Source organism: Halopseudomonas nanhaiensis (genome assembly GCF_020025155.1).
Taxonomy (GTDB): Bacteria; Pseudomonadota; Gammaproteobacteria; order Pseudomonadales; family Pseudomonadaceae; genus Halopseudomonas; species Halopseudomonas nanhaiensis.
In genome coordinates, this window is sequence record NZ_CP073751.1 from 1,644,442 (window position 1) to 1,669,981 (window position 25,540).

Sequence of the window (25,540 nt, forward strand, 5' to 3'; positions counted from 1 at the left end):
CTATCGGGTGATGAGTGAGTACTCAACGGGGATGGCAATGCTGATCCGCTCCTTGCCCATCGAGTCTGGGATGGGTGGCAGCGGTTCGGCCTTGGCCAACATTTCCAGCGCAGCGCGATCAAGCTCGGCGTTACCGGAGCTCTGCTTGATGGAAGCGCTCAGTACGTTGCCGCTGCGGTCGACGGAAAATGTCAGGATGACCGTGCCCTGAATCTTTTCCTTCTTCAGGTGCGGCGGGTAATGCTTGTGTGCGTTCAGCCAACCCTGCAGGTCACTGAAATAATTCTTCGGGCTGCTCTTGCGGCCACCGGCCTGGCGGTCGGCTGCGCGGCCTGTTGCCCGGCTGGCTGCAACGCGCTGCTGCGCAGCTTTCCACTCGTCGTTCGTGGGACTCTCCGCTTGCGGCTCGGGCTTGTGCACCGGTGGCTCGACAGGCTTCTTTTCTACTGGCCCGGCTGGCTGATTCTGGGCAACCTTCACGTCCTCCGCTGCCGGCTCGGCCTTGGTAACGGTGCGCACCTCTGGCGCGGGCTTCCGCTCCGGCGCCGGCTCGGGTTTCGGCTCTGGCCTGGGCTCCGGCTTGGGCTCGGGAGCCGGCTTCGGCTCCGGTTCCGGCACGGGCTCAGGTTGCGGCTCCGGGGGCGCGTCCTGCTTAACCGGTTCCGGCTCGACCACCGGTTCCTCAGCAGTTTGCTCGGCTACGTCGGCATAGGTCCCGGCAGCGCCAAGGCCGATTTCCAGCCCGAACAGACCCGCATCGAGGGCGCCGCCCACAGATGTCGACGGGCGTGTAGCCAGCGCAAGCGCAGCGCCAACGTGCAGCGCCAAGGCGATAACAAAGGCCGCGATCCAGTAACGCCTTGGCATCATTCGGTTTCCGTCAGGCGGCTGTGCAGCGTGATGGTGCTGACGCCGTTGTCGCGAAGCTGGGTGAACACGGCGTCCAGGTCTGCGGCGGTGGCATCGAGATCGGCGCGTAACGAAACACGCAATTCCGCGTCGTCCTGAGTCAGCTGGGTAATACGCGACTGCAGGGCCACCTCGTCGAGATCCATACCTTCTGAGCGCAGGTCGCCGGCGGCGGTGAGTGACAGCTCCAGCACGGCTGGCTCAAGCGGTTTTTCACTGGCCGATTCAGGCGGATTCACAGTGGTGTCCTGCTGCGGCGCGATCTGCCCGGCAACCATGAAGAAGATCAGCAACAGGAAGACGATGTTGATCAGCGGGATCAGATTGTCGTCCGGACTCGCCTTGCCTCGGCGGGGCATCAATGATTGATCATGCATGCTTGAGTCTCAGTTCCTGCGATCGACTGGGTCAGCGACCCCGCCCATGGTGACGGCCAGCCCCAGCCCCTTCATTTCTTCAAGCCGGCTGACGATGACCTGCACCTTCGCATCGGCTTCGGGTAGCAACACCAGCACCGCGTCTGCAGCGAATCGGTCGGCGTCGACCGCCTGGTTAGCGCCGATCCGCATTGAGCCATCAGCCATGCGTAGCGCACCATCGGCACCCAGAAACAGCACGCTGGGCTTGTTCGCAGTGGGCTCAGTGCTGGCGACAGGGGAATGGAATTCCACCGCCTTCCATTGACTGAACGTGGACGTCAGCATGAAGAACATGAGCAGGATGAACACCACATCGATCAGCGCCGTGAGACTGATCTTGTTCGTCTTGCGGCTATAAAGGCTGGTTGCTGGCATCAGGCGAGCTTCAGCCGGGCCCTGGCGTCCGCCTGTGCACTGGTGCGAGCCGCTTGAACGCTGAGCAGATGTTCCAGGTCGTTCTGAATCAGTCCGGCCTGTGTTTCCACCCGGCGCTCGAACCAGCTGTGCAGCAGTGAAACCGGAATAGCCACCGCAAGGCCGACGGCGGTCGTCAGCAGAGCGACCCAGATACCGCCGGACAGCACCGACGGATCAACTTGCGTGCCGGCCGCTTCCATTGCCTGAAAAGCCTGGATCATGCCGAGTACGGTCCCGAGCAGGCCGAGGAGGGGAGCGAGTGTCGCGATGACTTCGAGGATGCGCAGGTAGCTGGCCAACCCGACCACCGCCTGCCTGGCCTGGCGCATGATCTCCTTGTGCAGGGCCTCGCCTTGGAGCTTGCCTGCTTCGATCAGTTGCAGCGTCTGCGCAATCAGACGAGGCCGCGGTGCACGACGGCCCTTGACCAGCACGAGGGCCTGATTGTGCTCGCCGTTGGCAAAGTAGGCGATCGCCTGCTCGGCGACGGCGTCACCACCATCGCGCAGGGTCCAGAACTGGATGGCCTTGACCAGTACGACGGTCATGGCCAGTACCGAGAACATGCCGAGTATCCAGACTACCGGTCCGCCGAGAGCGAGAATATCCAGAACGGGAGCGAACATGCGAAATCATTCCTAGGCATTAATGAGAAGGATTCGCATTCTACGCAACGGAAACAAAGTTGCAACAGGTTTTTACAACTTGCTTGTTTTTTTTCAAAGCGCCGAGCTAGAGCGGCTCGCTATGAAGGAGCCTTTCGCTAGCCATCACCCGCCGGCTTTCAGCCCTTCACGCTCACCTCAGGCAGGACGGGGCGGGGCAGACTGACCTTTTCCGTTGGCGCCATGACCGTAGCGACGCCGTCGACTACCCGTTTACCATCCTGATTGAACACGCGAGTGGCCACACGCACGCGGTTCTTCGGCAGCTTCTCGAGGATTTCCAGTTCGACGCGAATGGCGTCCTGCAACCGTACCGGTCTAAGAAAAGTCATCTCCTGTCCTATATAAATGCTGCCCGGCCCCGGCAGCTCGCAGGCGATGGCAGCGGAGATCAGCGCGCCGGAGAACATACCGTGGGCTATCCGGCCCTTGAATGGCGTAGCCGCAGCGAAGTCCTCGTCCAGGTGGACGGGATTCACGTCACCGGACACCGCTGCGAACAGCATCAGATCGCGCTCCGTGACCCTGTGGGTCACCTCTGCCTTGTCGCCAACAGCCAGTTCGTCATAGGTGCGGTTGCTCAACATGTCCATACAGGTTCCTTCAATCGTCTTTGGTGGGTGAAGCGTTATGCGTTGCCTTGCTCCGGGCGAGTTGCGACAGATGGCACTTTCATATACCAAATGAAACAGAACGGGGTTTCACGTTCCAGGGCAATGCTGGTAATTTTGCCGATCAGGCGTTTTCGCATGACCATTCAACTCCGTCCGGCGTGGCGGAGTGACGATAAGCAGGCGCACCAGCGCCGCCATACACCGCACAACGGGGAAGAGGATAAGAATAATGGAAGCATCGTTCTGGAGTGACAAGCGTCCGGCGGGCGTGCCGAACGATATCGATCTGACCGAGTACAGCTCGATCATCGATGTCTTCGAACGCTCCTGCAAGAAGTACGCTGACCGTCCCGCTTTCAGCAACATGGGCGAAACAATGACCTACGGCGAGCTGGATCGCCAGTCTGCTGCATTCGCCAGTTACCTCCAGAACCACACCGATCTGCAGCCGGGCGACCGCATCGCAGTGCAGATGCCCAACGTCCTGCAATTCCCCATTGCGGTCTTCGGCGCCATTCGCGCCGGCCTGATCATCGTCAATACCAACCCGTTGTACACCGCGCGGGAAATGCGCCATCAGTTCACCGATTCCGGTGCCAAGGCGCTGGTCTACATGAACGTGTTCGGCCACCTGGTCCAGGAGGTATTGCCCGATACCGGAATCAAATACCTGTTCGAGGCCCGTATGGGCGACATGCTCAGCCCGCTCAAGGGCTTCATGGTCAATACCGTCGTCAAGCGTGTGAAAAAGATGGTGCCCGCCTATGATCTGCCCCAGGCGGTGTCATTCAAGACTGCGCTCGCGCGCAGCAAGGGCGAATCGCCCAAGCCGGTTGCCAAGACGCTGGACGATGTGGCGGTATTGCAATACACCGGCGGGACCACCGGTGTCGCCAAGGGTGCCATGCTGACCCACGGCAATCTTGTCGCCAACATGTTGCAGGTGTACGCCAACATGCAGCAGGTCGACAAGGACGGCAAAAGGATCATGAGTGATGCCGGCGAGACCGTCATCGCACCACTGCCGCTGTACCATATCTTCGCGTTTACGGCGAACCTCATGTGCATGATGCTCGCCGGCAACCACAATGTCCTGATCACCAATCCACGAGATATCTCTGGCTTCGTCAAGGAACTGAAGAAGTGGAAGTTCTCTTCCATCGTCGGTCTCAACACGCTGTTCGTAGCGCTGATGGAGCATCCCGAGTTCAGCGAAGTCGACTTCTCCAATCTGAAAAGCACCACCTCCGGCGGTACGGCGCTGGTCAAGGCGACGGCCGAGCGCTGGGAAGGCAAGACCGGCAGCCGAATCGGTGAAGGCTATGGTCTGACCGAGTGCTCTCCGGTGGTCTGTTCCAGCCCGGGTGACGGTCTGGCGAGGCTGGGTACGGTTGGCCTGGCGGTTCCGGGTACCTCGCTGAAAGTGATCGATGACGACGGCAACGAGATGCCGATCGGCGAGCGCGGCGAACTGTGCGTCAAGGGCCCGCAGGTCATGAAGGGTTACTGGGAACGGCCAGATGCCACCGCAGAGAGCATCGATGCGGACGGCTGGCTGAAAACCGGTGACATCGCCATTATCGATGAGGACGGCTTCGTCAGCATCGTCGACCGCAAGAAGGATCTGATCATCGTTTCCGGCTTCAACGTCTATCCGAACGAGATCGAGGACGTGGTCGCAGCTCACCCGAAGGTGGCCAACGCCGCAGCAATCGGCGTGCCTGACGAGAAGTCCGGTGAAGCCGTGAAGCTGTTCGTGGTGCCCAGCGCCGACGATCTGACGATCGATGAGCTCAAGGCCTACTGCCGCGCCAACTTCACGGGCTACAAGGTCCCGCGTCACTACGAGATTCGTGATTCGCTGCCGATGACGCCGGTTGGAAAGATCCTGCGTCGCGAGCTGCGCGACAAGTAAGGCTTTTGGCGGCCCCGACTCCGGGGCCGCTTCCCATTGCGAGTTTGTCTCGCTTCGCGACACTTCTTCGAAATACCTGAAGTAACGGCCTCATACTGGCCCGGGTATGCAAAACCTGCTAGGCTTCGGCCACTTTTCGACCGCAGCTGAGATATCGTTCACGAACTGCCTCGAAAAGCTCAGAACATCTATAAGAGTACCATCCCAAGAGAGAACATCGGTTGCAGGACGACCGAGCATGTTTCAGGAGCGAGCACGCATGCTTGAAAATTTCTGGAAGGACAAGTATCCCAAGGGTCTCCCCACCGAGATCAACCCGGATCAATACCCCAACATCCTCGCTGTAATGAAGGAGTCCTGCCAAAAGTTCGGCGACAAACCGGCCTTCACCAACCTCGGCAAGACCATCACGTACGGCGAGCTGTATCGTCTTTCCGGTGAATTCGCTGCCTACCTGCAAAACCACACGGATCTGCAGCCTGGTGATCGCATCGCCATTCAGATGCCCAACGTGCTGCAATATCCGGTAGCGGTGTTTGGCGCCCTGCGCGCAGGCTTCGTGGTGGTCAACACCAATCCGCTGTACACCGCGCGGGAAATGGAACATCAGTTCAATGATTCCGGCGCCAAAGCGCTGGTGTGCCTGGCCAACATGGCTCACCTGGCAGAGCAGGTGGTTCCCAAGACAGGTGTAAAGACGGTCATCGTGACCGAGGTCGGCGATCTGCTGCCGCCGGTCAAGCGCCTGCTGATCAACTTCGTCATCCGCAGCGTGAAGAAGATGGTACCGGCCTACAGTATTCCCGGCATGGTCAAGTTCAACGACGCCATGGCGAAGGGCAAGGGGGCCCGGTTTACTGAAGCGAGCCCGACCAACGACGACATCGCCGTGCTGCAATACACCGGTGGCACCACCGGCGTGGCCAAGGGCGCCATGCTCACCCATCGCAACCTCGTCGCCAACATGCTGCAGAGCAAGGCGTTGATGGGTTCGAACATGATCGATGGCGAAGAGGTCATCATCTGTCCGCTACCGCTGTATCACATCTACGCCTTCACCTTTCATTGCATGGCGATGATGATCAGCGGTAATCACAACATTCTGATCACCAATCCGCGTGATATTCCGGCGTTCGTCAAAGAGCTGTCGAAGGTCAAGTTTTCCGGCTTCGTCGGCTTGAACACGCTGTTCGTGGCGCTGGCCAACGACGAAAACTTTCGCAAGCTGGATTTCTCCAACTTCAAGGTCACCTTGTCCGGCGGCATGGCCCTGCAGCTGGCGACTGCCGAGCGCTGGAAGCAGGTTACCGGCTGCCAGATCTGCGAAGGGTACGGCATGACCGAAACCAGCCCGGTCGCCACCGTCAACCCGATTGATGCCGTGCAGCTGGGTACCATCGGCATCCCGGTTCCGTCCACCCTGTGCAAGATCATCGACGACGCGGGCAATGAAGTGCCCCTGGGCGAGCGCGGCGAGCTGTGCGTGAAGGGCCCGCAGGTGATGAAGGGCTATTGGAAGCGCGAAGACGCCACCGCCGAAATCCTCGACAGCGAAGGCTGGTTGAAGACCGGTGATATCGCGATCATTCAGGAAGATGGTTACCTGCGCATCGTTGACCGGAAGAAGGACATGATTCTGGTGTCCGGCTTCAACGTCTATCCGAACGAACTGGAAGATGTCATGGCATCGATCCCCGGTGTGGCCCAGTGCGCCGCGATCGGCGTGCCGGATGAGAAGTCCGGCGAGGCGATCAAGGTATTTCTGGTCAAGGCGCCCGGCGCCAAGCTGACCGAGCAGCAGGTCAAGGATCATATGCGTGAGAATCTGACGGCATACAAGGTGCCGAGGTACGTGGAATTCCGCGACGCCCTGCCGACCACCAACGTGGGCAAGATTCTGCGTCGTGAGCTGCGCGATGAAGAGTTGAAGAAGCTCGGCAAGTAACACGGCCGCTGCAGAAAACACCCCGCCCAGGCGGGGTGTTTTCGTTTTACTGCCCTGTCCACCTCTAGATGCCTGCGAACCCCATTCGCGCCGCGGACGGCGCTCCCACAACTAAGGCCAAAACGACCGCCGGTTTTCTGTAGGAGCGGACCTGGCCGCGAAGCAGGATGCACGAACCCTTCGCGCCCAGGTGCGCTCCTACAACGACATGTGCGCGCCCCAACGGTAGGAGCGGCGCCCTCGCCGTGATGGGGCTATCGGGCTCCGCCATCGCGCTGGGGGACGGCGCTCCCACACACAAGGCCCAAACCACCGCCAATTCTTGTGTAGGAGCGGACCTGGCCGCGAAGAAGAATGCACAAAGCCCCTTCGCGCCCAGGTGCGCTTCTACATAACTGCCGAACCAATGCGAGTTTTTTAGGCGCGGACCTTGCGGTATGCCAGCTTGCTCTACCTTCTGCCCCTCGACAGCCTAGCCCGCGCACCAGACAATACGCACCATGACCGATTCGCATATTCCCACCCCCGATTTCAGCCACGCCATGGCCGCCGACCGGCATCGCCTGTCGCGCCAATTCAACGACCTTCGCAAGAAACCCGATCCCGGCGCACAGGCGAAATGGCTGGAACGCTTCCAGACGTCCTGCGCGCGGGTCGAACAGCGCCGTCAGAACGTTCCACGCATCCGTTATGACGATAACCTGCCTATCGCCGCCAAGCGCGAAGAGATTTCGGCGGCGATTCGCGATAATCAGGTGGTGGTGATCGCCGGCGAGACCGGCTCGGGTAAAACGACCCAGATCCCCAAGATCTGCCTCGAGCTAGGCAGAGGCGTGCACGGTCTGATTGGCCACACCCAGCCGCGCCGCCTCGCTGCACGCAGCGTAGCGGCGCGTGTGGCCGAAGAGCTCGGCACGCCCCTCGGCGAAACCGTCGGCTACCAGGTGCGCTTCACCGACCAGAGCAGCGAGAGCACGCTGGTCAAACTGATGACCGACGGCATCCTGCTGGCTGAAACCCAGAATGATCGATTTCTCAATCGCTACGACACGCTAATCATCGACGAGGCCCACGAGCGCAGTCTGAATATCGACTTCCTGCTCGGCTATCTGAAAACCATCCTGCCCCGGCGCCCCGACCTCAAGGTCATCATCACCTCGGCGACCATCGATCTTGAACGGTTCTCCGCGCACTTCGACGGCGCGCCGATCATCGAGGTTTCCGGGCGTACCTTCCCGGTCGATGTCTGGTATCGCCCTCTGTCTGCCGAGATGGACGAGGAGGGTAATCGCGTTGAGGAAGATCTGAGTATCGACCAGGGCATCCTCGCTGCCCTGCGCGAGATCGATGAACACGAGAAGGCCACGCGCGGGCTGCCGGGGGACGTGCTGATCTTCCTCCCGGGCGAGCGGGAAATCCGCGACACCGCCGAGTACCTGCGCAAGGCCAACCTGCGGCACACCGAAATCATGCCGCTGTATGCGCGGTTGTCAGCGGCCGAACAGCAGAAGATCTTCGCGCCGCATTCCGGTCGCCGCGTAGTGCTCGCCACCAACGTTGCCGAAACGTCGCTGACCGTGCCGGGAATTCTCTACGTCATCGATCCTGGCGAGGCGCGTATCAGCCGCTACAGTCCGCGCTCCAAGGTCCAGCGGTTGCCCGTCGAGCCAGTGTCCCAGGCCAGCGCCAATCAGCGCAAGGGGCGCTGCGGGCGCGTGGCCCCGGGCATCTGCATTCGCTTGTACAGCGAGGACGACTTCAACAGCCGCCCGGCGTTTACCGACCCGGAAATCCTCCGTACCAACCTGGCCGCGGTCATCCTGCAGATGCTGCATCTGCGCCTGGGCCGGATCGAGGACTTCCCCTTTATCGAGCCGCCGGATGGCCGCGCGATCAGTGACGGCTTCACCCTGCTGCAGGAACTGGCGGCAGTGGATCGCAGCGGTGCCATCAGCGAGATCGGCCGGCAACTCGCCAGACTTCCGGTCGACCCGCGTATCGGCCGCATGCTGCTGGAGGCGGTCACCCAGAACTGCCTGGACGAAATGCTGATTATCGCCAGTGGTCTTTCGGTGCAGGACCCCCGCGAACGGCCGGTTGAGCGTCAACAGGCGTCCGATCAGGCGCACGCGCAATGGGCCGATGACACATCCGACTTCGCTGCCTTCGTCAACCTGTGGCGCGGCTTTGAAGAGCAGCGTCAGGCCATGAGCCAGAACCAGCTGCGCAGCTGGTGTAGGCGAAACTTTCTCAATTACCTGCGGATGCGCGAATGGCGCGAGACGCACCGCCAGCTGCTGCTCACCTGTCGCGACATGGGCTTCAAGCCCGGCGCCGAGCCCGCCGGCGCCGACCCGATACACAAGGCGCTGCTCGCGGGGCTGCTCAGTCACCTGGGCAACAAGACCGAAGACGGCGATTACATGGGCGCGCGCCAACGGCGTTTCATGATTCATCCATCGTCCAAACTGGCGAAGAAGCGCCCGGCCTGGATCATGGTCGCCGAACTCACCGAGACGCGCCGGCTGTACGGACGCATCGCTGCCAAGCTCGATCCGGACTGGGTCGAGCCGCTGGCCGGTCATCTGGTCAAGACCAGCCACAGCGAACCACACTGGGAGAAGAAGCGCGGCCAGGTGATTGCCTACGAGCAGGTCAGCTTGTACGGCCTGGTTATCGTCCCCAAACGGCGCGTGCACTTCGGGCCGATCGACCCGGTCGTTGCGCGCGAAATATTCATCCGTCAGGCGCTGGTTGGCGGTGAATGGCACGGTAAGGCGGCATTCAATAAGGCCAACCAGGCGCTGCTCGAGCAACTCGACGCACTCGAAGCCAAGGCTCGCAAGCGCGACATTCTGGTCGATGACGAGACGCTGTTCCGCTATTTCGACGCGCGTGTGCCGGAAAACATCTTCCAGCTAGCCAGCTTCGAGCGCTGGCTTAAGAAGTCGAGCGCGGAGGATCCAAAGCTGCTGCACATGACTCGTGACGATCTGTTGCAGCGCGACGCCAACGAGATTACGGCCGAGCAGTACCCGGACACCTGGCGTTGGGAGAGGGTGGCGTTGCCGCTGTCCTATCACTTCGAGCCCAACCATCCGGCCGATGGCGTCACGCTACGTGTGCCGGCCGCGCTCCTGCGGCAGCTTCCGGAAGAGCGTCTGGAGTGGCTGGTTCCCGGCCTGATCTATGACAAGTGCCTGGCTCTGGTCCGCGGCCTGCCCAAGAGCCTGCGCAAGAACTTCGTGCCGGTACCGGATTTCGTCCGTGCGGCGCTCGAGCGCATGCCGTTCGGGCAGGGCAGTCTGACCCAGGTCTTGGCCCGCGAGCTGACGCGGATGACCGGTGCCCGTCTTCCTGAGGACGCCTGGGCGGACATCGAGCTCGAGCCGCATTTGCAGATGCGCATTGAGGTTGTCGATGCCCAAGGCCGCGAGATCGTCTCGGGTCGCGATTATGGCGAACTCTGCGCGCGTCTCGCTGACCAGCCGATCGAAGCTGCCGCGCCGGCCGCACTCAGGACCGAAGAAGCGGCTCGGCCTGCCGGTACCGCCGCATTACCGGAACAGGTCAGCCGCCGCCAGGCCGGCATCGATGTCACCTTCTGGCCGGCCTGGGTCGACCAGGGCGACTCGGTAGTGGAGGAGCTGTTCGACATTCAGGCGCAGGCCGAGGCAGCGCACCGCCGGGGGGTCCAGCGATTGCTGCTGCAGGCGATGCCCGAACAGGCAAAGTTCCTGCGGCAGAAGGTGACCGCGCTGAAGGATGCATCGATCTACTACCGCGAGTTGGGCACCGTGCAGCAACTGACCGATGACGTACTGCTGGCAGCGCTTGATCAGGTCTGCCTGCAACCGTTGGATACGCTGCCTCGAGACCCCCAGGCGCTTGCTGCCTGCGTCGAACGCGGGCGCGCAGAGTGGGTGCCGGCCACGGAGAAGCTCGCCGGCCGCGTGCTGAGCATTCTCAAGGACTGGCACGCGGTACAGAAGCGACTCAAGGGACGCATTGACCTGTCGTGGGCCATGGCGCTCAACGATATTCGCGAGCAGCTGGCACATCTCGTTTATCGCGGCTTCGTCCGGGATGTGCCGGGGGAATGGCTTGAACAATACCCTCGCTACTTTGCGGCCTTGCAGCAGCGTCTGGACAAACTCGGCAGTCAGGTACAGCGTGATCGAGTCTGGACCGACGAGATTCAGCACCTGTGGCAGCAGTACTCGGCGAGGCTGGAAAAGCACCGCCAGGAAGGTCGGGTGGATCCGCGTCTGCAGACCTGGCGCTGGGCACTGGAGGAGTATCGGGTGTCACTGTTCGCGCAGCAGCTGGGCACGAAAATGCCGGTTTCGATCAAGCGACTGCAAAAACTTTGGCAGGAAATCACAGCTTGATCCGCCTGCAGTCGCTAGACTGGCCTATCGCTTCGCAAAGGATCGACCGTGCCCGACATTACCGTCACTACATTGCAGTGCGCAGTTACTGCGGATATTTCCCTGGAGGTTCGGCGGCTCTTCGCTGATCCCGGCGGCCCGGCCGTGTTGCTGGTGCACGGGTTGGTCGAGGACGGAGGCGTATTCTGTCCGCGCAACGGCGCGGGCCTGGCTGTCTTTCTCGCCGAAGCAGGGTTCGATGTCTTCGTACCCGATCTGCGCGGTCACGGCGCCAGCCCGCCGAAGCTGGGTCCAGGCGTTTCGATCACCCAGCACGCTATGGTCGTGCAGGATATCCCCGCACTGTTCGAGCTGATCGAGAATCATCATCCCGGTGAGCCGGTCTTCGCTGCAGGGCACGCCTGGGGCAGTGTGTTGCTGGCGGCCGCGCTGATTCGTCAGCCGGTTTGGCTTGACCGCATTGCCGGCCTCATGCACTTTGCCAGTCGACGCGTCGCTCGTAACGGGGGCTGGCGCCAGCGACTGATGCTCGACACGCTTTGGGGAAAGGTGATGCCCGCTTTAGGCCGGCGCCAGGGGTTGATTCCCGCACGCTCACTGGGCATCGGCTCGAATGACGTATCCCTTGATCTGCACGCCGGACAACTGGCCTGGTCTCGTGCCGCCGAATGGCGTGATCTGGACGACGGATTCGACTATGCTTTGGGGCTAGAAGAACTGTCCTGGCCGCCAGGGTTGTATCTTGCGGGCAAGGATGACAAATATCTGGGTCAGTTTGATGACGTCAAGGCGTTCGCCCGAGGGTTCGGGCCACATGACATGCAAATGATCCTGCTGCAGAAAGGGACCGGCTGCTCCCGCGATTATGGCCACAATGACCTGCTCATCCATCCGCAGGCCACACTGGACCATTTCCCCCTGGTGCTGGCCTGGATGCAGCAGCGACTCCACGGGGCGAAGACCGCCGGGAACGCTGCCTGATCGACCTGCGGCTTACCACGACATTGCCAACACTATAAAGAGGACCGACCGTGCAGAAAGTAGTGATCAGCGGAACGGGTTTGTACACACCGCCCTACAGCATCAGCAACGAAGAGCTGGTTGAAAGCTTCAATGCCTACGTCGAGAAATTCAACCAGGAAAACGCTGCCGCCATCGCTACCGGTGAGGTTGCACCGCTGGCCCCATCGAGCACTGAATTCATCGAGAAAGCTTCCGGCATCAAGAGCCGCTACGTGGTCAACAAGGACGGCATTCTCGATATCAACCGCATGAAGCCGGACATCCCCGAGCGCTCAAATGACGAGCTCGCCGTGCTGGCCGAACTGGCCGTCAAGGCTGCGACCCAGGCGCTGGAACGCGCAGGCAAGACCGCTGCCGATATCGACGGCGTGATCATGGCCTGTTCCAACCTGCAGCGGGCGTATCCGGCCATGGCAGTGGAAGTGCAGGAAGCGCTGGGCATTGAAGGTTTCGGTTTTGACATGAACGTTGCCTGTTCCTCGGCGACCTTCGGCATCCAGGCCGCGGCCAATGCAGTCCAGCTGGGCCAGGCGCGTGCCGTGCTGATGGTCAATCCGGAGATCTGCACCGGTCACATGAACTTCCGCGACCGTGACAGCCACTTCATTTTCGGTGACGCGTGCACGGCGGTCGTCATCGAGCGCGCCGAAGACGCCACCTCGGACTATCAGTGGGAAATCCTGGGCACCAAGCTGCTGACCAAGTTCTCCAACAACATCCGCAACAATTTCGGTTTCCTCAATCGCGCCGATGATCAGTATGCCGATCAGCCGGACAAGCTGTTCATCCAGCAGGGCCGCAAGGTGTTCAAGGACGTCTGCCCGATGGTCGCCGAGCTGATTGGCGAGCATCTGCAGCAGACCGGGCTGCCGGTCAGCGACATCCGTCGCTTCTGGCTGCACCAGGCCAACCTGAACATGAACATGCTGATCGCACGCAAGCTGCTCGGCCGTGATCCCAATGAGCAGGAAGCGCCGGTCGTCCTCGACGAGTACGCCAACACCAGCTCCGCCGGTTCGATCATTGCCTTCCACAAGCACCAGGACGATCTGGAGCAGGGTACCCACGGGGTCATCTGTTCGTTCGGTGCCGGCTATTCGATCGGCAGCGTGATCGTTCGCAAGTTGTAACGGTCGCACAATTGTCATGAAAAATCGGGACCCTATGTCCCGATTGTCTTTTCTCAGGTTCTTTCCCGCCTCCAGCTACATCCTCAGATTGCATCGTCCTCCGGTTGCTCCCCGCGGCGTAGGGCCGGTACAACTATTTGAGGCAGAAGTTCCGTAGTCATCAAATCTTCACAGAACGGAAAGCTCAGCGTCACATGGCCTTTCCATAATCGCTTCGGTCGATACAAACGACGTCACGTCACGAATTGGATTGACGTTCTCAAAACCCGAAGGAGTTTGTCTGATGAAGAAGAAGCTGATTGCGATTATCGTGGGTGCTGCCGCTGCCATGCCTGCGCTGGCCATGGCTGATGTAAGCGTCTACGGTCGCGCTCACGTATCCGTTGATTTCCTGGACGACGGTGCCGATTACTCCGAAACCAATCTGTCCAGCAACTCGTCGCGCCTGGGCTTCAAAGGTGATCATCAGATCAACCCGAACCTGAAAGCCTTCTTCCAGCTCGAGCAGGAAGTGTATTTCGGCCGCGAAGGCGGTAGTGACTTCAACACCCGCGACACCTTCGTCGGTCTGGGCGGCAACTTTGGCGACGTGCGTCTGGGTCGCTTCGACAGTCCCTTCAAAATGGCTCGTGGTCCGGCCAACCTGTTCGGCGACCAGGTTGGCGATATGCGTAACCTGACCCGCGTTGGCAATTCGCGCTTCGACGAGCGTTATGACAACACCGTGATGTACACCACGCCTTCGATGGGCGGCTTCTACGGCCAGGCAGCTTACTCGATTCACCAGGGCACCTTCGCTGGCGAAGATCATGAAAGCAGCTCATACAGCCTGGCGCTGAACTACGTCGGCGGCCCGCTGGAAGCATCCATCGCTTACGAAGACGCTGAAGACGAAACCCGTAGCACCACCACCGGGACGCCGCCTGTGACTCTGGGTGTGGGCGATCGCCAGGGCGTGCGTGTTGCAGCTGCGTACAAGGTCGTGGATCCGCTGAAGGTCGTCGGCTTCTACCAGACCCTTGAGCACGACAGCGACAACCTGACCGCCGCTCAGAACGACCAGTTGACCGCTGACGTATACGGTCTGGGTGCCGAGTTCAAAGTAGCTTCCAACACTGCGTTGAAAGGCATGTGGATGACCCGTGACGTTGACGCCGATGATCGCAACAGCGACATGTGGGTAGTAGGCCTTGAGCACAAGCTGGACAAGGCAGTGCGGGTGTACGCCAACTACGCTGTGGTAGATAACGAAGACAATGCTGCTCTAACTCCCTGGGGTCAGGCTCGCACCGCTACCCCGTCGGGCACCGCAGGCGAAGAAGCCTCCGGCCTGTCGGTCGGCCTGCGCTACGACTTCTAAGTCGAACTAGCAAGCGTCCGCTTCAAAGCCGGATTGTCTCTTAGAGGCAATCCGGCTTTGTCATGTAAATGACATCAATCAGACTTAATCTTGCAGCGTCACGCCCGCCGGCTCTGCTGGTCGAGGGATCAGGATCGTGCGTCTTTCTCATTCGGAGTTCTCATGCGTAACATCGTTTTACTAGCGCTGGCTTGCCTTCTGCCCGCTTGCGCACAACAGTCTCAAGTACAGCTGTATCCCGGGGCGGAGTTGCCTGAAAGCCGCGAGTTGATTGTCGAGGTACCGTCAGGGTTGGAGATCATCGACGTCAACGGGCAGGAAGTACCCGCGGCCAATTCGATGTTCAACGGTGACAAGCGTGTCCTCAAGCTCGAGCCGGGCACTTATCGCATCCATGCGTTCTTCAAGAACGTCTACGATATCGGCGGCGGTATCAGCACCGAAGTGGTTCGCACGCGCAGTGCCATCTTCTCTGTCGATGGCAGGGCAGGGGAAACCTGGCGTCTGGGTTATCGCGCACCAGAGAACCTGGAGCAGGCCCGTGAGCTGAGAGAGTCATTCAGCGGCTGGAGCGAGAACCTCGCCACGGGTGAACGCACTGAAACGCAACCCGGCGGAAAGTTGCAATCTTCTCTGAGTCAGCTGATGGGCAGCGGCCCGGCCACGCCAACCGCAGCCGAAGCGGTCGCTCCGCTGGAATCCACTCGCGCTCCCGTGGCAGCAGGCGTCGCTCCGCCTGCTCCGACCGCCGCTGCCTCGCTGCCGCATAACGACGCCACGCTAGCAACGTTGCAGCAGTTGTGGCGGTTGCTTACGCCGGAAAGCAAGGCAGCATTTCTCGAATGGCAAGAGAATAATCGCTGATCCAGCGAAGACGGGTACCGCCCGATACTGGCTCAGCGCTGTCGGACGCGTGCGCTGTCATCATAAATTCACCGCTCTGCCATCAGTTTGCTATCGGCGAGCGTGAACATGAGTCACCGGAACGATGAACGCATATGCGTGGCCGGTCTGCTCCTTCAAACCCCACTTCGGTGGGGTTTTTTTACAGCTGCGCATTGTCCGGCGGTGGATTGCCTGTGGCATGCTAGAGCCATGACGCTACTTCAACTGCAATCCATCGACGAGGTCCGGCCCGAGCATTGGGACGAGCTGGTTGGCACCGGCTATCCCTTTCTCCGGCACGCCTTCCTGCATGCTCTCGAGGCCAGCGGCTCGGTCTCACCCTCCAACGGCTGGACCCCGGCACACCTGGTTCTAAAGGCCGACGACGGCAGACTCGATGCGCTGATGCCGCTGTATCTCAAGATGCACTCCTATGGTGAGTACGTTTTCGATTTCCAGTGGGCCGATGCCTGGGAGCGGGCAGGGCAGCGTTATTACCCGAAGCTGCTGGCAGCGGTGCCTTTCTCCCCTGTGCAGGGACCGCGCCTGATTGCCCGCAAGGCCGGCGGAGCAGACGCTCTGTTGGCGGGCATCGACAGTCTGCTGATGGACCGTGAGGCCTCAGGTGGGCATGTGCTATTCAACACCGGTGGGGAAGATCACGCACTTGAAAAGCATGGCTGGGTGCAGCGGCTGGGCTGCCAGTTTCACTGGTTCAACCGAGGATATGCCGGGTTCGACGACTTCCTGACTGCGTGCAGCTCACGCAAGCGCAAGAACTTCCGCAAGGAGCGCGCAGCGGTTGCCGCGCAGGGTTTCGGTTTCCACTGGGTCGCTGGTGAGGCATTGGAGAAGCGGCACTGGGATGCGTTTTATCCCTTTTATGCCGCCACGTACTACAAGCGCGGGCAGGAGCCTTACCTGAACCGTGCCTTCTTCTCATTGCTGAATGCCGGCATGGCTGACGCCGTCCGGTTGCTCTTCGTGCGCCATGAAGGTCGGGACGTGGCTGGCGCCCTGTTTCTTGCTGGAAACGACACGCTGTACGGCCGCTACTGGGGATGCCTGGAAGAGTACGACCGTTTGCATTTCGAGACGTGCTTCTACCAAGGCATGGAGCTCTGCATAGCCGAAGGCCTGTCGCGGTTCGACGCCGGTGCCCAGGGCGAACACAAGCTTATCCGCGGCTTCGAGCCGGTCCTGACCCAGTCCTGGCACAAGCTTCAACCGGGGTTGCATGAGGCCGTGGCGGATTTTCTGGTGCGCGAGCGGGCGGGGATCAAGGCGTATCAGCAGGATGCGAGGAGTTACCTTCCGTATAGGCAGGAGTGAAACCCTAGCGGGGCAACTACGGTGCGATTGTCTGGCCCCGGGCTAGCGACACAGCGCGCTATCGCGGCGAGGGCGCCGCTCCTACCGGTTAGGGTGGAGATGACCTTGGGTCCGGGCTTCCACGGATGCTGGTAGGAGCGGCGCCCTCGCCGCGATAGGGGTGGGTTCAACTCTGACGACCGGATCTCAAAACCGCTTCGTTCCGCTTCATTGTCGTTCCGCCCCATGCGACCCTTCGATTTACTTGCTGAAGAGGGTTAGCGTGAGAGATTCGAAATCGCCACCGCGCGGAAACTGCCTACGACAGGGTCGGACCTCGGAGCATGGCAGGCTCTACCTGATCACTACCGTTACACGCAGCCGCAAACCGCTGTTCGCTAACTTCGCTTTGGCAAGGACCACGATCGCCACTCTGTATACGGATAAGCGCGTAGCGACCATGGCATATGTCCTCATGCCCGATCACCTCCATTGGATTTTTGAGCTGAAGCGAGGAACGCTCTCTACAGTGGTGGGCGCAATGAAATCGGTATCTGCAAGACAGCATGGCGGTCCAATGTGGCAGCCCGGTTTCCACGACCACGCGCTGCGAAGGGAAGAGGACATCCAGAAGGTCGCGCGCTACCTGATCGCCAACCCCTTGCGCGCCGGCCTTGTGGACTGCATCGGCGATTACCCACATTGGGATGCGGTTTGGCTGTAAGTGAACCGTCGCCGTAGGAGCGGCGCCCCCGCCGCGATGGGTTCTAACGGCCCTTAGCTTTCAAATAGACCTTCCATCGCGCCGTTGACTTTCTTTACTTTACTGCTGCTCTCCCTCAACCCGCTTCGCACTAATGATCGTCACCGGATTCTGCGGCACGTTCTGGTGCATGCCCTGATTGGCGGTGGGTACCTTGGCGATGGTTTCGACGACCTGCTGGCCTTCGGTGACCTTGCCGAACACCGCGTAGCCCGCGCTGTTGGCGTTGCGGTCCAGGAAGTCGTTATTACTGTGGTTGATGAAGAACTGGGCCGTGGCGCTATCCGGATCGTTGGTGCGGGCCATGGCTACGGTGTAGCGCTTGTTCTTCAGGCCGTTATCCGCCTCGTTCTTGATCGGCTCGCCGACGCTGCGCTGACGCATGTTGGCATCGAATCCGCCGCCCTGAATCATGAAGCCCGGGATGACGCGGTGGAAGATGAGATTGTCGTAATGACCCGCATCGACGTAGCGCAGGAAGTTGGCGACGGTCACCGGTGCCTTGTCTTCATACAGCTCCATCTCGATCTCGCCGAGGCTGGTGTTCAACAGCACCCGGGGGTTGTCGGCGTGGGCGGTCGTGGCAATCAGGAACAGACCGCAGGCAGCGGCGAGGCGTTTGAACATCTTCAGACTCCGGTGGTTTCTTGTTGAGGTTGCCTAGCAGACTCGGATTGGCGCAAAAAGTCCAGTATCAGGCGGTTGCAGTGCTCGGGCTGGTCGACGGGCGTGGCGTGGCGTGAGTCGGCGATCACTTCGAGGCGAGCATCGCCGAGGCGGGATACATACTCCCGCTTGCGCTCGACCGGCATGTAGTCGTTGTCCCCGCTGATGACCAGCACCGGGCAGCAGATGCGGTCCAGCCGCTCGACCACGCTCCAGCCAATGATCGCACGCAGCGAGGCCAGATACGCCTTGCGATCGTTCTCGCACCAGCGTTGCTCAAAGGTTTCCCGCAGTTCCTGCTGTTCGGGCTTGGGAAACAGCACGCGCGCAAGCCCTCGTGCAGTCACGCTCAGCGGCAGGGCATGCGCAAGGATCAGCCGCTGCGCCACCTTGGCAAACTCGCCGGGTCGGCGCGGGCGGACTTCCGGGGCACTGTTGATGATGGTCAGACTGGCAGGTACATCCGGGTGATCGGTGGCGAGCTGGAAGGCGATCATGCCGCCCATCGAGATGCCGATGATGTGCGGACGCTGCACCTTGAGCATCTCCAGCAGGCACACCACGTCGTCGGCAAAACCCTTGATCGAATAGGCGCCGCGCGGCTTGTCACTGAGGCCGTGCCCGCGCATATCGATGCTGACGACCCGATAGCGCTCGAGCAGCACGTCGGTCTGGTTCTCCCAGTCCCGCGAACTCGAACCGAGTCCGTGAATGAGCACCACAGGCTCACCCTGACCCTGATCGGTGTAGTACAAGCGGCAGCCGTTGGCGGTAAGGTGCGGCATAGGAGTTCCTTTTCGCGAGCGCTTATTGTTAACAGACTCGCGGCGCGGTTTGAAGCCTCATGCCTCGTCGGTCATCGAATGTTCAATGATCAGGTCGGCCAGGATGCGCGTTGCCGGGCCAAGCGGTCGATCCTTGTTGGCGTACAGATAGAGAAAATGCGAGCGGCTCGCGCCTTGCTGCAGGGGCAGCGGTTTGAGCAGCCCGTCCGCCATCTGGCGAACAATCTCGTGGTTTGGGAGCCAGGCGAACCCGAGTCCGCTGGCGACCAGTTCGGCAGCGGTACCCAGGCTGGCCACGGTCCAGCGCTGCTCGGCGCCGAGCCAGCCGGAGTCCCGGGGCTGGCGGCGGCCCGAGTCGCGAATCACCACCTGCAGATGGTTCTCCAGATCCGCGTGGGTCAGTTGCCGCTGCAGCTGGTGCAGCGGATGATTGGGGTTGGCTACCGCGACGAATTCCACCGCGTTGAGTTGTTGCGGCAGATACCCGGCGATGCTGATGCCTGAGATCGCCAGGTCCGCGCTGCCGGACAACAGACATTCCTCCACACCGGACAGCACTTCTTCACGCAGCTGCACGCGGCAGCCCTGGCTGAGCGGCATGAATGACTGCAGCGCGCGGGCCAGGCGGCCGGTGGGGTAGGCTGCATCGACTACCAACTGAACCTCGGCTTCCCAGCCCTGGTCCATATTCCAGGCGAGCTGTTCCAGTTGGCTCGCCTGTTTGACCAATTGGCGCGAGCGACGCAGCAATGCGGCGCCGGCTTCGGTCAGCACTGCCTTGCGACCTTCGATCTCCAGCAGCGGCACGCCGAGCTGTTCCTGCATGCGCGCTACCGTGTAGCTGATCGAGGACTGCGAGCGATGCAACGCTTCGGCGGCCTGGGCAAAACCGCCGTTGTCGACCACGGCCTGAAGTGTGCGCCACTGTTCCAGCGTGACCCTGGGTGCTTTCATTGAGCTAGTTCCTTGTGCCCGTTCAAACGGAGAACCGATATGAAGCGGCAAATCTGTGCAATCGCACTGGCGATGGTCCTTCCTGCAACGACCTTTGCATTCACCATCGATCTTAACGTGGAAAACGAGGGTGTCGATATCGAAGGCACCACCGGCTATATCGGCAACGTGGCGACCATCAGCCTGACCAACAATGGAGACCAGGCCGCCCGCTGCGAGGTCTACTTCGAAAACGGCCCCGAGCGCCCTCCGCGCAAGCGACTCACCGTTAACGAAGGCGAGAGCACCACGGTCACTCAGGCCTTCGAACGTGAGATCAATCGCGTGCGCTCCCGTGTCGCCTGCGAGCCGGAAGAAGAATCGAATTAATCGATTCGATTAAGCTTGTTTTTGCGCTTTTATATAGGCAAACCAGATCATAGCATCTCTTCATTGAAGGCAACCTACAGAGGACGATGTCATGACACAGATACTGGTTCTGCAAACAAGCGCTCGCCGGGAAGGCTCCGCATCTCGCGAGTACACCGATCAATTGGTCGCTGCGCTGGGCAACAAGCACCCGGACGCGCGGATCATCACCCGCGAGCTGGGTGTTGATCCGCTGCCGCACCTGGACGAGACGTTGCTGGGCGGCTGGATGAAGCCTGCCGATGCACAGACCGGGGCCGAGCGTCAGGCCGCAGCGCGGTCCGCTGAGCTGATCGACGAATTGCTGGCCAGCGACATCGTGGTCATCGGCTCGGCGATGTATAACTTCGGCATTACCTCGACGCTCAAGGCGTGGCTGGACCATGTGCTGGCAGCGGGCAAAACCTTCCGTTACACGGAGAATGGCCCGATTGGCCTGGCTGGCGATCGCAAGGTGTATGTGGTCGCCGCTCGCGGTGGCCGTTATCAGGGCAGTCCGCTGGACCATCAGGAGCCCTACTTGAAGACCGCGCTGGGCTTCATCGGCATCAGCGACGTGGAGTTCGTCTACGTTGAGGGGCAGGCGATGGGCGAGGCGGAGTCGGCCAAGGGCCGTGCCGAGGCGGCCGAGGCGATCAAGCGCGTCGCTGCCTGACCGACCATAGAGCGGCAACAAAAAAGCCTGTGTATCGCTACACAGGCTTTTTCAGTTTGGCTCCGCGACCTGGACTCGAACCAGGGACCCAATGATTAACAGTCATTTGCTCTACCGACTGAGCTATCGCGGAATGAACGCTGCGCACTTTATCAAAAAATCCAGCCAAGTCAACGCCTTCGCCGGACTTCCTGAAGCGCTCCGCAGGCGCTTATGCCTCTTTCATCACTGCAGCCATGGCCTTGGCAACGTGATCGATATTGCCTGAGTTCAGCGCAGCAACGCAGATCCGGCCGCTGGAGACCGCATAGATGGCAAATTCATCCGCCAGGCGCTTGACCTGATCCTTGTTCAGACCCGAGTACGAGAACATGCCGCGCTGGCGCTGGATGTAATCGACGTTCTGGGTCACGCCGGCGTCCTTGAGCTTTTCTGCCAGTGCCTGGCGCATACCACGGATGCGCTCGCGCATCTCGGCCAGTTCCTCTTCCCACATGGCATACAGCTCGGGGTTGTTCAGCACTGCTGCGACAACCTTGGCGCCGTGGGTCGGCGGGTTGGAATAGTTGGTCCGGATCACGCGCTTGAGCTGCGAGAGCACGCGGTCGCGCTCGTCAGGGGTCGAGGTGACCAAAGTCAGCGCGCCAACGCGCTCGCCATACAGCGAAAACGACTTGGAAAAGGAGCTGGCCACCAGGAACGGCATGCCAGTCTCGGCGAACAGCCGAACGGCGAGGGCGTCGTCCTGCAGGTTCTCGCCAAAACCCTGGTAGGCGATATCCAGGAACGGTACGTGGTTCTTGCGCTGGATCACATCGATCACTCGGGCCCAGTCGGCCAGGCCCAGATCCACACCGGTCGGGTTGTGACAGCACGCATGCAGCAGCACGACGCTGCCTTCCGGCAGTGCTTCGATACCTTCGAGCATGCCGCTCAGGTTCAGGCCGTTGGTCGCGGCGTCGTAGTAAGGGTAGGTGACCACTTCATAGCCCGCTGCTTCGAACAGCGCACGGTGGTTTTCCCAGCTCGGATCGCTGATCGCCACCAGCTTCTTGCCGGTCAGGCGGAACAGGAAGTCCGCGCCAAGCTTCAGCGCGCCGGTGCCACCCAATGACTGGGCGGTAATCAGACGCCCGGACTCGACGATCGACGACTCGGTACCGAACAGCAGCTTCTGCACAGCCAGGTCGTACGGCGCCAGGCCTTCGATCGGCAGGTAAGAGCGGGGCGCATGCTCGGCAACGCGTGCTTCTTCGGCGGCCTGGACGGCGCGCAGCAAAGGCACCTTGCCTGCTTCGTCGTAATACACCCCCACGCCCAGGTTCACCTTTTCCGCGCGCAGATCGGCGTTATAGGTTTCGTTCAGGCCCAGGATCGGATCATGTGGGGCCATTTCGACAGGGAAGAACAGACTCATGGTATCTGGGGTACTCGAGACAGGTGAATGGAGGGTGTCGGCGAATGCCGCTTGCGGCCGCACATTATAGACGGACCGATCAGGCGATGCGAGTGGCGCATCGGCCCCTTGAAACCATCCGACGCGGCCACCACTCTGATGGTCACAGGCCCAGTGTTATGCTGAGCGGTCGCAATCAAGAGGCAGAAGCGGTACTCATGAGCCAGTTCAAGTTGCAAACCCGATTCAAGCCGGCCGGTGATCAGCCCGTAGCCATCCATCAACTGGTGGAAGGGCTGGAAGCGGGGCTGTCGCATCAGACGCTGCTCGGTGTGACCGGCTCCGGCAAGACCTTCACCATCGCCAACGTCATCAGTCAGGTGCAGCGCCCGGCGATCATCATGGCGCCGAACAAGACGCTGGCTGCGCAGCTGTATGGCGAGTTTCGTGAGTTCTTCCCAAACAACGCGGTGGAGTACTTCGTTTCCTACTACGACTACTACCAGCCGGAAGCCTATGTGCCGTCGTCCGACACCTTTATCGAGAAGGACGCCTCGATCAACGACCACATCGAGCAGATGCGCCTCTCCGCGACCAAGGCGCTGCTGGAGCGGCCGGACGCAATCATCGTTGCAACCGTGTCGGCCATTTACGGTTTGGGTGACCCGTCGTCCTATCTGCGGATGGTGCTGCACATCAGCCGTGGCGATCTGATCGATCAGCGCACCATGTTGCGCCGCCTGGCCGAACTGCAGTACACCCGCAATGACATGGAACTGTCCCGTGCCACCTACCGCGTACGCGGTGACGTGATCGACGTGTTTCCGGCCGAGTCGGACCTCGAGGCGATCCGTATCGAGCTGTTCGACGATACGGTGGAAACCATCAGCTTCTTCGACCCGCTAACAGGTGAGGTTTTACGTAAGGTTCCGCGCACAACTATCTATCCCAAATCACATTATGTGACGCCGCGGGAGAATCTGGTCGACGCCGTCGAGAAGATCAAGGTCGAGCTCAAGGAGCGGCTGGAATACCTGCACGCGAACAACAAGCTGGTCGAGGCACAGCGCCTGGAGCAACGCACCCGGTTCGATATCGAGATGATCATGGAGCTTGGTTACTGCAACGGCATCGAGAACTACTCGCGCTATCTCTCAGGGCGCCCCCAAGGCCTGCCGCCGCCGACGCTCTACGATTACCTGCCTGCAAACTCGCTATTGATCATCGACGAGTCCCACGTTTCGGTGCCGCAGGTGGGCGCCATGTACAAGGGCGACCGCTCGCGCAAGGAAACGCTGGTGGAGTATGGCTTCCGCCTGCCCTCGGCGCTGGATAACCGGCCGATGCGCTTCGATGAGTGGGAGGCGATCTCCCCGCAGACGATCTTCGTATCGGCCACGCCCGGGCCTTACGAGGCAGAGCACGCCGGGCGTGTGGTGGAGCAGGTGGTTCGACCGACCGGCCTTGTCGACCCGACCATCGAGGTTCGGCCGGCGCGCACCCAGGTCGACGACCTGCTCTCGGAGATCAATCTGTGCATCGAGAAGAGCCAGCGCATACTGGTGACCACGCTCACCAAGCGCATGGCGGAAGACCTCAGCGATTACCTCGCCGATCACGGCGTCAAGGTGCGTTACCTGCACTCGGACATCGACACGGTCGAGCGCGTGGAGATCATTCGCGACCTGCGCATCGGTACCTTCGATGTGCTAGTTGGCATTAACTTGTTGCGCGAAGGCCTTGATATGCCTGAAGTTGCGTTAGTTGCGATTCTTGACGCCGACAAGGAAGGCTTCCTGCGGTCAGAGCGGTCGCTGATTCAGACCATCGGCCGGGCCGCGCGGAATCTCAATGGCCGGGCCATTCTCTACGCCGACCAGATGACCGGGTCGATGGAGCGGGCGATCAACGAAACCGAGCGCCGCCGCGAGAAGCAGATAGCCTTCAACCTTGAGCACGGCATTACACCGATCGGCGTGACCAAGAGCATCAAGGACATCATGGAAGGCGCCGTCGTGCCCGGCAGCCGCTCCAACAAACGCAAGAAGGCCCAGGCTGCGGAAGAGGGCGGCGAATACGCCGTCAACCTGCGTTCGCCATCGGAGATCACCAAGCGGATTCGTCAGCTGGAGGAAAAGATGTTCCAGGCCGCGCGGGATCTGGAGTTCGAGCTGGCGGCAGGTATTCGCGACGAGATCACCAAGCTGCGTGATCAGTTGAAGAAGATTTGATCGAGGGGGCAAGAGTTATAGGGCCGTGCATTCTGCTTCGCGGCCAGGTCCGCTCCTACAAGGTATGCACCGGCTTGAATGTAGGAGCGCACCTGGGCGCGAAGACGGAGCCCGGTCAATCTTCGCGGTCATGCGCGCTCCTACAGAAACGCCGGTGGTTGATAAGGGTGTGGTAGGAGCGCCGCCCCCGGCGCGATGACGGCCTCCGATAACACCATCGCGGCGAGGGCGCCGCTCCTACCAGCTTGGTTCAGGGGTCAGGCGTCTTTAGGAGCGCACCTGGGCGCGAAGGCAGGATCTGCGGATTCTTCTTCGCGGTTATGCCCGCTCCTACAAATGCCGAGGATCGACGATTGGGTAGGAGCGCCGCCCCCGGCGCGATGACGGCCTCCGATAAGCCCATCGCGGCGAGGGCGCCGCTCCTACCGACTTGGTTCAGGGGTCAGGCGTCTTCAGGAGCGGACCTGGGCGCGAAGCGGAGCCTGGCAACCCACTCCGGCCTCTCCACCCGCACCCCCAAACGAAAAAAGGGCGACCCTTTCGGATCACCCTTTTTCAGCCCCGTGCAGGACGGGAAATGTTTGGTAGGCACGATTGGATTCGAACCAACGACCCCCACCATGTCAAGGTGGTGCTCTAACCAACTGAGCTACGTGCCTGCAATGGCCGCGAACTTTACGCACGCCCCCGAACCTTGT

At 60.9% G+C, this 25,540-nt stretch carries 21 protein-coding genes and 2 tRNA genes; 12 read left to right on the forward strand and 11 right to left on the reverse strand.

Going from position 1 to position 25,540, the window contains the following annotated elements; genetic code table 11:
* The 5 genes from KEM63_RS07395 to KEM63_RS07415 all read right to left on the reverse strand — a co-directional run bounded on the left by KEM63_RS07395 (position 1) and on the right by KEM63_RS07415 (position 3,003).
* Entirely contained in the window at positions 1 to 870 is an 870-nt protein-coding gene (locus tag KEM63_RS07395) for an energy transducer TonB family protein (RefSeq protein ID WP_223655548.1), read from the reverse strand.
* Positions 867 to 1,286 (reverse strand): ExbD/TolR family protein, encoded by a 420-nt coding sequence (locus tag KEM63_RS07400; protein WP_223655549.1) that lies wholly within the window; start codon positions 1,284 to 1,286, stop codon positions 867 to 869. Before KEM63_RS07400 ends, KEM63_RS07395 begins: the two co-directional genes overlap by 4 nt.
* Positions 1,287 to 1,295: 9 nt before the next feature.
* Positions 1,296 to 1,703 (reverse strand): ExbD/TolR family protein, encoded by a 408-nt coding sequence (locus KEM63_RS07405; RefSeq protein ID WP_223655550.1) that lies wholly within the window; start codon positions 1,701 to 1,703, stop codon positions 1,296 to 1,298.
* Complete coding sequence (locus KEM63_RS07410) at positions 1,703 to 2,371, reverse strand: MotA/TolQ/ExbB proton channel family protein (RefSeq protein WP_223655551.1); 669 nt, start codon at positions 2,369 to 2,371, stop codon at positions 1,703 to 1,705. Before KEM63_RS07410 ends, KEM63_RS07405 begins: the two co-directional genes overlap by 1 nt.
* A 158-nt stretch (positions 2,372 to 2,529) precedes the next feature.
* The gene (locus KEM63_RS07415) at positions 2,530 to 3,003 is read right to left on the reverse strand and encodes a MaoC/PaaZ C-terminal domain-containing protein (RefSeq protein ID WP_223655552.1); all 474 of its coding nucleotides are present in this window, start codon (positions 3,001 to 3,003) and stop codon (positions 2,530 to 2,532) included.
* Positions 3,004 to 3,253: 250 nt separating this feature from the next.
* Here KEM63_RS07415 and KEM63_RS07420 point away from each other — a divergent pair, with 250 nt between their 5' ends.
* The 9 genes from KEM63_RS07420 (at position 3,254) to KEM63_RS17025 (ending at position 17,708) form a co-directional block, all read left to right on the forward strand.
* Entirely contained in the window at positions 3,254 to 4,939 is a 1,686-nt protein-coding gene (locus KEM63_RS07420; RefSeq protein ID WP_223655553.1) for a long-chain-fatty-acid--CoA ligase, read from the forward strand.
* 259 nt (positions 4,940 to 5,198) lie between these two features.
* The gene (fadD1, locus tag KEM63_RS07425; protein ID WP_223655554.1) at positions 5,199 to 6,884 is read left to right on the forward strand and encodes a long-chain-fatty-acid--CoA ligase FadD1; all 1,686 of its coding nucleotides are present in this window, start codon (positions 5,199 to 5,201) and stop codon (positions 6,882 to 6,884) included.
* A 500-nt stretch (positions 6,885 to 7,384) separates the two neighbouring features.
* Positions 7,385 to 11,275 carry an ATP-dependent RNA helicase HrpA gene (gene hrpA, locus KEM63_RS07430; RefSeq protein WP_223655555.1) on the forward strand — a complete coding sequence of 1,297 codons (3,891 nt, stop codon included), beginning with the start codon at positions 7,385 to 7,387 and terminating at the stop codon, positions 11,273 to 11,275.
* Positions 11,276 to 11,419: 144 nt separating this feature from the next.
* Positions 11,420 to 12,256, forward strand: a complete 837-nt coding sequence (locus tag KEM63_RS07435; protein WP_423747854.1) for an alpha/beta fold hydrolase — start codon at positions 11,420 to 11,422, stop codon at positions 12,254 to 12,256.
* Positions 12,257 to 12,306: 50 nt separating this feature from the next.
* On the forward strand, positions 12,307 to 13,428 hold the full coding sequence (locus tag KEM63_RS07440) for a beta-ketoacyl-ACP synthase III (protein WP_223655557.1): 1,122 nt from the start codon (positions 12,307 to 12,309) through the stop codon (positions 13,426 to 13,428).
* A gap of 283 nt (positions 13,429 to 13,711) precedes the next feature.
* Positions 13,712 to 14,788 (forward strand): porin, encoded by a 1,077-nt coding sequence (locus tag KEM63_RS07445; protein ID WP_223655558.1) that lies wholly within the window; start codon positions 13,712 to 13,714, stop codon positions 14,786 to 14,788.
* Positions 14,789 to 14,950: 162 nt separating this feature from the next.
* The gene (locus KEM63_RS07450) at positions 14,951 to 15,652 is read left to right on the forward strand and encodes a DUF2057 family protein (protein WP_223655560.1); all 702 of its coding nucleotides are present in this window, start codon (positions 14,951 to 14,953) and stop codon (positions 15,650 to 15,652) included.
* Between the two features lie 231 nt (positions 15,653 to 15,883).
* Positions 15,884 to 17,005: a GNAT family N-acetyltransferase gene (locus KEM63_RS07455; protein ID WP_223655562.1), complete on the forward strand. Its 1,122-nt coding sequence runs from the start codon at positions 15,884 to 15,886 to the stop codon at positions 17,003 to 17,005.
* Positions 17,006 to 17,267: 262 nt separating this feature from the next.
* Positions 17,268 to 17,708, forward strand: a complete 441-nt coding sequence (locus KEM63_RS17025) for an REP-associated tyrosine transposase (RefSeq protein ID WP_223655564.1) — start codon at positions 17,268 to 17,270, stop codon at positions 17,706 to 17,708.
* A 99-nt stretch (positions 17,709 to 17,807) separates the two neighbouring features.
* Here KEM63_RS17025 and KEM63_RS07465 read toward each other — a convergent pair whose 3' ends face one another.
* Genes KEM63_RS07465 through KEM63_RS07475 form a run of 3 tightly spaced genes read right to left on the reverse strand, consistent with a single transcriptional unit; the run spans position 17,808 to position 20,152 of the window.
* A complete protein-coding gene (locus KEM63_RS07465) occupies positions 17,808 to 18,374 on the reverse strand; it encodes a peptidylprolyl isomerase (RefSeq protein WP_223655566.1) in 567 nt (188 codons plus the stop codon).
* A gap of 2 nt (positions 18,375 to 18,376) precedes the next feature.
* Positions 18,377 to 19,198 (reverse strand): alpha/beta fold hydrolase, encoded by an 822-nt coding sequence (locus KEM63_RS07470; protein WP_223655568.1) that lies wholly within the window; start codon positions 19,196 to 19,198, stop codon positions 18,377 to 18,379.
* 57 nt (positions 19,199 to 19,255) lie between these two features.
* On the reverse strand, positions 19,256 to 20,152 hold the full coding sequence (locus KEM63_RS07475; RefSeq protein WP_223655570.1) for a LysR family transcriptional regulator: 897 nt from the start codon (positions 20,150 to 20,152) through the stop codon (positions 19,256 to 19,258).
* Between the two features lie 39 nt (positions 20,153 to 20,191).
* Between KEM63_RS07475 and KEM63_RS07480 the strand changes: the two genes are divergently transcribed.
* Both KEM63_RS07480 and KEM63_RS07485 read left to right on the forward strand, forming a co-directional pair.
* On the forward strand, positions 20,192 to 20,521 hold the full coding sequence (locus KEM63_RS07480; RefSeq protein WP_223655572.1) for a 3-phosphoglycerate kinase: 330 nt from the start codon (positions 20,192 to 20,194) through the stop codon (positions 20,519 to 20,521).
* Positions 20,522 to 20,612: 91 nt separating this feature from the next.
* A complete protein-coding gene (locus tag KEM63_RS07485) occupies positions 20,613 to 21,215 on the forward strand; it encodes an FMN-dependent NADH-azoreductase (RefSeq protein WP_223655575.1) in 603 nt (200 codons plus the stop codon).
* Positions 21,216 to 21,272: 57 nt separating this feature from the next.
* On the opposite strand, the gene KEM63_RS07490 is transcribed toward KEM63_RS07485, so the two are convergent.
* Together KEM63_RS07490 and KEM63_RS07495 are read right to left on the reverse strand one after the other, a co-directional pair.
* Positions 21,273 to 21,348: transfer RNA gene (locus tag KEM63_RS07490), tRNA-Asn, on the reverse strand.
* Between the two features lie 78 nt (positions 21,349 to 21,426).
* Entirely contained in the window at positions 21,427 to 22,632 is a 1,206-nt protein-coding gene (locus tag KEM63_RS07495) for an amino acid aminotransferase (RefSeq protein WP_223655577.1), read from the reverse strand.
* Between the two features lie 197 nt (positions 22,633 to 22,829).
* On the opposite strand from KEM63_RS07495, the gene uvrB reads away from it, so the two are divergent.
* Positions 22,830 to 24,842 (forward strand): excinuclease ABC subunit UvrB, encoded by a 2,013-nt coding sequence (gene uvrB, locus KEM63_RS07500; RefSeq protein ID WP_223655579.1) that lies wholly within the window; start codon positions 22,830 to 22,832, stop codon positions 24,840 to 24,842.
* Positions 24,843 to 25,424: 582 nt separating this feature from the next.
* Here the strand turns inward: uvrB and KEM63_RS07505 are convergent.
* Positions 25,425 to 25,501 (reverse strand) — tRNA-Val (locus KEM63_RS07505).
* Positions 25,502 to 25,540: the final 39 nt, after the last annotated feature.